This window comes from Streptomyces sp. NPDC094143 (assembly GCF_040303825.1).
Classification (GTDB): domain Bacteria; phylum Actinomycetota; class Actinomycetes; order Streptomycetales; family Streptomycetaceae; genus Streptomyces.
Map to the genome: position 1 here is coordinate 42053 of NZ_JBEOTZ010000017.1, position 6296 is coordinate 48348.

Genomic DNA, 6296 nt, shown 5'->3' on the forward strand with positions numbered 1-6296 from the left:
CCATGCCCCGGCTATGCTCGGGCGCGCACCACATGCCGTAGACCCACTGGAGCACCCATGGCCCTGAAGATCACCGTGATCGGCACCGGTTATCTCGGCGCGACACACGCCGCGGCCATGGCCGAACTGGGCTTCGAGGTGCTCGCTCTCGACGTCGTCCCCGAGAAGATCGAGAAGCTGGAGCGGGGCGAGGCCCCGATGTACGAGCCGGGTCTGGACGAGCTGCTGCGCCGGCACGTGCCGGGGTTCGAGGGCTCCAGCGGCCGGCTGCGCTTCACGCAGGACTGGGCCGAGATCGGCGCGTTCGGCGATGTGCACTTCGTCTGTGTGAACACCCCCCAGCGGCACGGCGAATACGCCTGCGACATGTCGTACGTCGACTCCGCGTTCGCCTCGCTCGCGCCGCATCTGCACGGGCCCGCGCTGGTGGTCGGCAAGTCGACGGTGCCGGTGGGCTCCGCGGACCGTCTCGCGGCGTACCTGGCCGCGCACGCGCCCGCCGGGGAGGACGCCGAGCTGGCCTGGAACCCGGAGTTCCTGCGCGAGGGCTTCGCCGTCGACGACACGCTGCACCCGGACCGGATCGTGGTGGGCGTGCGCAGCGAGCGGGCCGAGAAGCTGCTGCGCGAGGTGTACGCGACGCCGATCGCGGAGGGCTCGCCCTTCGTGGTGACGGACTTCCCGACCTCCGAGCTGGTGAAGACGTCCGCCAACTCCTTCCTCGCGACGAAGATCTCCTTCATCAACGCCATGGCTGAGGTGTGCGAGGCCGCCGGCGGCGACGTGGTGAAGCTGGCGGAGGCGATCGGCTACGACGACCGGATCGGCAAGAAGTTCCTGCGGGCCGGGATCGGCTTCGGCGGCGGCTGTCTGCCCAAGGACATCCGGGCCTTCATGGCGCGCGCCGGTGAGCTGGGCGCGGACCAGGCGCTGACGTTCCTGCGGGAGATCGACTCGATCAACATGCGCCAGCGCGGGCAGATGGTGGAGCTGGCCCGGCAGGCGCTGGGCGGCGGGCCGTTCCTCGGCAAGCGGGTGGCGGTGCTGGGCGCGACCTTCAAGCCCGACTCGGACGACGTGCGCGACTCCCCCGCGCTGAACGTGGCCGGGCAGATCCACCTCCAGGGCGGCCAGGTCACGGTGTACGACCCGAAGGGCATGGACAACGCCCGCCGGGTCTTCCCCACCCTCGGTTACGCGGACTCGGCGCTGGAGGCCGTGCGGGGTGCCGACATCGTGCTGCACCTGACGGAGTGGCGGGAGTTCCGCGAGCTGGACGAGGAGGCCCTCGGCGAGGTCGCGGCGGCCCGGGTCGTCCTGGACGGCCGCAACGCCCTGGACCCGGAGCGCTGGCGCAAGGCCGGCTGGACGTACCGGGCGATGGGACGCCCCAAGGCGTAGGCGCCAAGAGGCACGAGAACAGGCGACGCCGGTTCGGCCGAGGCTCAGTCGGCCGAACCGGCGTCTTGTTGCATTCTGCCCCACCGGGCCCGGACACGGGGCGTCTCGGTCCCCCTCGGCCGGGGCGCGCGCCCCACGCCGTCCGGCTCAGCCCGGCAGGACGTGTCCCGGGCGCGGCTGAGCCCGGAGCCGGGAGCGCCTCGACCCGGTAGCGCGTGGCTCAGGCCTCCTCGACCTGGTAGCGGCGTGGCTCAGGCCCCCTTGGACCGGTAGCGGCGCATCTTGGCCCGGGCTCCGCAGACCTGCATGGAGCACCAGCGGCCGCGGCCGGCCGGGCTGCGGTCGTAGTAGGCCCAGTGGCAGTCGGGGGCCTCGCAGGCCTTCAGGCGGGTCCAGGTGCCGGCGACGAGGGCCTCGGCGACGGCGGCCGCGACGCGGGCGCGCAGGGAGGTGCCGTCGGCGGGGGCGAGGGCGGCCGAGCCGTCGGCCGGGTCGACCGTGACGACGAGGGGGGCGGCGGCCAGCAGCTCGCCGAGCGGGGGCACCTCACGGTGCGGCGGGTGGCCGGCGTGGGCCAGGAGCACGGCCCGCAGCGACTCGCGCAGGGCGCGGGCGCCCTCGGCCTCGCCCTCGGTGATCCCGACGCGCGCCCGGCCTTCCGGCGTGTCCAGCGCATCCGCGCCCGACTCTATGTCCAGCGTGTTCACCAGGGCCTCGACCAGGGCCAGGCCGCCGGGTGCGGGCGATCTCTCCGTCATGGCTGGACCGTACCTCTCGCATTTTTCCTTGCGAGGTTACCTCCGATAGGGGAGCATGCAGTAACGGTTACCGGTTACCCGCTCTGTATAGGTAACAGCGACTTCGAGGAGGAAGTCATGGCTCTCGCCAAACTGGGTGTCGTCGTCCTGGACTGTCCCGACCCGCGCGCCCTGGCGGGCTTCTACGCGCAGGTGCTCGGCGGCACGCCGGCGGTGCAGACGGACGGCCAGGACGAGTGGGTGGACCTGGAGGTGCCGGGCGGACCGGCGCTGGCGTTCCAGGCCGCCCCCGACCACGTGCCGCCGCGGTGGCCCTCGCCCGAGCACTCGCAGCAGTTCCACCTCGACCTGGTGGTGGAGGACCTGGACACGGCCGAGAAGGGCGTGCTGGCGCTCGGCGCGAAGCCGCTGGACGCCGAGGACCGGGAGCGCACCTTCCGGGTTTACGCCGACCCGGCCGGGCACCCGTTCTGCCTCTGCGCCACTTGAGACCGGGAGGCTCCATGTCCGCTGTGGCACGTTTCCGTTCCGTGGTCCTCGACTGCCCCGACCCGCGCGCCCTGGCTCGCTTCTACGCGCAAGTGGGCGGCGGTACGCCGGAGGACGACGACCCCGACTGGGTGGTGCTGCGCGTCCCGGACGGGCCCCGGCTCGCCTTCCAGCGCTCCCCCGGCTACACACCGCCGGAGTGGCCGCGGGCCGACCGCAACGCCCAGCAGTTCCACCTGGACTTCGACGCCGGGTCGACCTGGGAGGAGATGGACGCGGCCGAGGAGCGGGTGCTGGCACTGGGCGCGCGGGTGCTGGACCGGGAGGACGACGAGAAGAAGGACTTCCGGGTGTACGCCGATCCGGTGGGGCATCCGTTCTGCCTGTGCCGGATCGAGCACGACTGACGCCACGTCGGCAGGACCGGCCCGCGGGTCCGTCCGCGAGGACGGGCCCGTCAGCCGTCCAGGTCCGAGATCGTCGCCGTGGACGGGGCGCGGCGCTGCTGGGCGGCACGGGCCGTGAAGTCGGCGCCGCGCAGCACGCGCTGGACGTTGCCCCAGGTCAGCAGGGCCACATCGACCTCCTCCCAGCCGCGGCGCAGCAGTTCGCCGATCAGCCGCGGGTAGCAGGAAATGTCACCGAGCTCCTGGGGGTGGGCGGAGCCGGTGTCGTAGGTGCCGGACAGGCCGACACTGTGGGCTCCGGCCACCGCCCGGATGTGGTCGAGGTGGTCGGCCACGTCGCGGACGGTCGGCCCGGTCTGCTCGGCGGTCAGCGGCACCAGGCACAGCCCCTTGGCCGCGCCCAGCTCCGCGAGCAGGTCGTCGGGGAGGTTCGCCGGGTGGGGGCGGACGGCCCGGGCGGCGGAGCGGCTGCACAGCACGGGGGCCCGGGAGAGGCTGAGGGCGCGGCGCAGGGTCTGCGGCGAGGCGCCGGAGAGGTCCGCGATCACACCCAGCCGGTTCATCTCGCGCACGACCTCCTCGCCGAACCGGGTCAGCCCCGCCTCGCTCGCCCAGGACACCCCGCTCAGGGTGAGCACGCGCAGTCCGAGCAGGTGCAGCTGGCGCAGGGTGCCCAGGGAGTCGCCGAGGGCGGAGGCCCCGGCGGGGCCGAAGAGCACGGCGACCCGGCCGCAGCTGCGGGCGTCCGCAACCTCCCCGGCCGTGATGGCGGGACGCAGGCCCTCGTCGCAGGTGCGGACGACCGTCTTGGCCAGGTCCAGGTGCTCCAGGGTGGCGCCGACGGCCCGGTCCCCGTCCAGCCCCTCGGGCAGATGCAACGACCAGAACAGGGCGCCCACATGGCCGTCGCGCAGCCGGGGCACGTCCGTGTCGACGGTGCTCTCGCCGAGCTCCAGGTCGTAGTACGACAGGCGCTTGAGGGCCCAGGGCAGTCCGTTGTAGCCGTCGGCGACCGGGTGCGCGGCGAGGACGGCGTGGGCGCGGCTCAGCGGCGCGTCGCCGGGGTCGGAGACGGGCTCGTACGATTCCGCCGTGACGACTGACTCCTCGGGGTACGGGTCGGCCAGGTCGTCGAGGTCGCCGGCCGCGGCGGTGGGGCGCAGGTCGTCCTGGAGATCTGCCATGGCGGCTCCCGTACGGTCGTTCGTGAGGTACGGTCACCGTCGCACGGCGCGGGGGGCGGTTCCTGGTGGGAGCGGCGTTCGGGGTACGACCCGGTGACGCCGCGCGCTCAGGGCAGCCGGGCCGCCTCGATCACCTCGTCCAGGGTCTCGCGGGAGCGGACCAGGTCGCCGATCATCCGGTCGATGCGCTCCCGTTCGGCGGTGAGGTCGGCGACGAGCTTCGGCGTGGCGACCACCGAGGGCCCGCCGTCGATGTCCCGCATGCAGGGCAGCAGCTCCGCGATCTTCGCGCTGCGCAGGCCCGCCGCGTACAGCTCCTGGATCCGGATGACCCGGTCCACGGCCTTCTCCGGGTACTCCCGGTGCCCGCCCGGGGTCCGCTCGGCGGTGAGCAGTCCCTGCTGCTCGTAGTAGCGCAGCGACCGCTCGCTCACGCCGGTGCGCCGGGCCAGTTCGCCGATCCGCACGTGGCCTCCCGGACTTGATTCTGACATCAGTGTCAGGTTCTAGCGTACGGGCATGACGCAGCAGACGACAGCGCTCCTCGCCCCGTTCCGGCTCCCCGCCCTCAAGCTGCCGAACCGCCTGGTGATGGCCCCGCTGACCAGGAACCGGGCCACGGCCGACGGCACGCCGACCACGCTCATGGCCACCTACTACGCCCAGCGCGCCTCGGCCGGGCTGATCATCGCCGAGGCCTCGACGCCCAACGCGGCCGGGCAGACGTACCCGAACATCACCGCCGTCCACCGGCCGGAGCATGTGGCCGGCTGGCGGCGGGTCACAAAGGCCGTGCGGGAGGCGGGCGGGCGGATGTTCCTGCAGCTGCAGCACGGCGGCCGGGTCGGCCACCCCGCGACCAGCGGGCTCACCCCGGTGGCGCCCTCCGCCGTCCCGCTGCCCGGGACGATCTTCACGCCGCAGGGGCACCGGCCGGCCGTGGTACCCCGGGAGATGACCGCCGAGGACATCCGCACCACGATCGCCGACTTCGCCCGGGCCGCCCGCAACGCCCTGGACGCCGGGTTCGAGGGCGTGGAGGTGCACTCGGCCAACGGCCATCTGCTCCACCAGTTCCTCGCCCGCAACACCAACCTCCGCACCGACGGCTACGGCGGCACGGTCGCCCGGCGCATCCGGTTCACGGCCGAGGTGACCGAGGCCGTGGCCGCCGGGATCGGTGCGCAGCGCGTGGGGCTGCGGGTCTCCCCCGGCAACACCGTCAACGGCATCGCGGAGGGCGAGACCGAGGAGCTCTACCCGGCGCTCGCCGAGCGGCTGGGCGGGCTGGGGCTCGCGTATCTGCACCTGGGGTACGCCGATCCGCGGACCCCGGTGTACCGGACGGTGCGCGCCGCATGGCCCGGGGTGATCGTCGCCAACCCGGTGCTGGGGGAGGTCTCCACGGACGGTGTGCTCCGGGCGTCGAAGGAGCTGCTGAGCGCCGGGGCCGACCTGATCGCGCTCGGCCGGCCCTTCCTCGCCAACCCCGACCTGGTGGAGCGGCTGCGGCTCGGGGCGCCGCTGAACCCGATGCGCGACCGGTACTTCATGTACGTGGGCGGGGCGACCGGCTACACCGACTACCCCGCCCTCGGCGCTCAGGAGACGGGCGCGTCCAGCGACTCGATCGTGGCGTTGGACGGCGGCCGGGTCTGCTGAAGCGCCCGGGCCACGTCCTCGGCCGCGTCCAGCACCCGCACCGCGTTCTTCCAGGTCAGCTTGGCCAGGTCGGCCTTGGACCAGCCGCGGTCGAGCAGTTCGCTGATCAGGTTCGGGTAGCCGGAGACGTCGTCCAGGCCGTCCGGGGTGAAGGCCGTGCCGTCGTAGTCGCCGCCGATGCCGAGGTGGTCGACGCCGGCCACCTCGCGCATGTGGTCCAGGTGGTCGGCGACCGTGGCGACCGTGGCGACCGGGCGCGGGTGCCGCTCCTCGAAGGCGCGGTGGACCTTCATGGCCTCGGCGGTGGTGTCGAGGTGGTGGAAGCCGTGGGCGCGCATGTTCTCGTCGGCCGCGGCCGTCCAGTCCACGGCCGCCTGGAGCACGAACTTCGGCGC

General features: G+C 73.4%; 8 protein-coding genes. 4 read left to right on the forward strand and 4 right to left on the reverse strand.

Going from position 1 to position 6296, the window contains the following annotated elements:
• The first annotated feature begins 57 nt into the window (after positions 1–57).
• Entirely contained in the window at positions 58–1401 is a 1344-nt protein-coding gene (locus ABTZ58_RS21955; RefSeq protein WP_351359131.1) for a UDP-glucose dehydrogenase family protein, read from the forward strand.
• Positions 1402–1652: 251 nt separating this feature from the next.
• On the opposite strand, the gene ABTZ58_RS21960 is transcribed toward ABTZ58_RS21955, so the two are convergent.
• Positions 1653–2159 (reverse strand): CGNR zinc finger domain-containing protein, encoded by a 507-nt coding sequence (locus tag ABTZ58_RS21960; RefSeq protein WP_351359133.1) that lies wholly within the window; start codon positions 2157–2159, stop codon positions 1653–1655.
• Positions 2160–2276: 117 nt separating this feature from the next.
• Here ABTZ58_RS21960 and ABTZ58_RS21965 point away from each other — a divergent pair, with 117 nt between their 5' ends.
• Positions 2277–2648: a VOC family protein gene (locus tag ABTZ58_RS21965; protein WP_351359135.1), complete on the forward strand. Its 372-nt coding sequence runs from the start codon at positions 2277–2279 to the stop codon at positions 2646–2648.
• Between the two features lie 14 nt (positions 2649–2662).
• Entirely contained in the window at positions 2663–3055 is a 393-nt protein-coding gene (locus ABTZ58_RS21970; RefSeq protein WP_351359138.1) for a VOC family protein, read from the forward strand.
• A gap of 50 nt (positions 3056–3105) precedes the next feature.
• Here the strand turns inward: ABTZ58_RS21970 and ABTZ58_RS21975 are convergent, their stop codons facing one another.
• Together ABTZ58_RS21975 and ABTZ58_RS21980 are read right to left on the reverse strand one after the other, a co-directional pair.
• Positions 3106–4239, reverse strand: a complete 1134-nt coding sequence (locus tag ABTZ58_RS21975) for a dipeptidase (protein ID WP_351359140.1) — start codon at positions 4237–4239, stop codon at positions 3106–3108.
• Positions 4240–4346: 107 nt separating this feature from the next.
• Positions 4347–4706 carry a MerR family transcriptional regulator gene (locus ABTZ58_RS21980; RefSeq protein ID WP_351359473.1) on the reverse strand — a complete coding sequence of 120 codons (360 nt, stop codon included), beginning with the start codon at positions 4704–4706 and terminating at the stop codon, positions 4347–4349.
• 52 nt (positions 4707–4758) lie between these two features.
• Here ABTZ58_RS21980 and ABTZ58_RS21985 point away from each other — a divergent pair, with 52 nt between their 5' ends.
• Positions 4759–5901: an alkene reductase gene (locus ABTZ58_RS21985; RefSeq protein WP_351359143.1), complete on the forward strand. Its 1143-nt coding sequence runs from the start codon at positions 4759–4761 to the stop codon at positions 5899–5901.
• On the opposite strand, the gene ABTZ58_RS21990 is transcribed toward ABTZ58_RS21985, so the two are convergent.
• A partial coding sequence (locus tag ABTZ58_RS21990; RefSeq protein WP_351359146.1) for a membrane dipeptidase occupies positions 5841–6296 on the reverse strand: 456 nt, incomplete at its 5' end. The genes ABTZ58_RS21985 and ABTZ58_RS21990 overlap by 61 nt on opposite strands.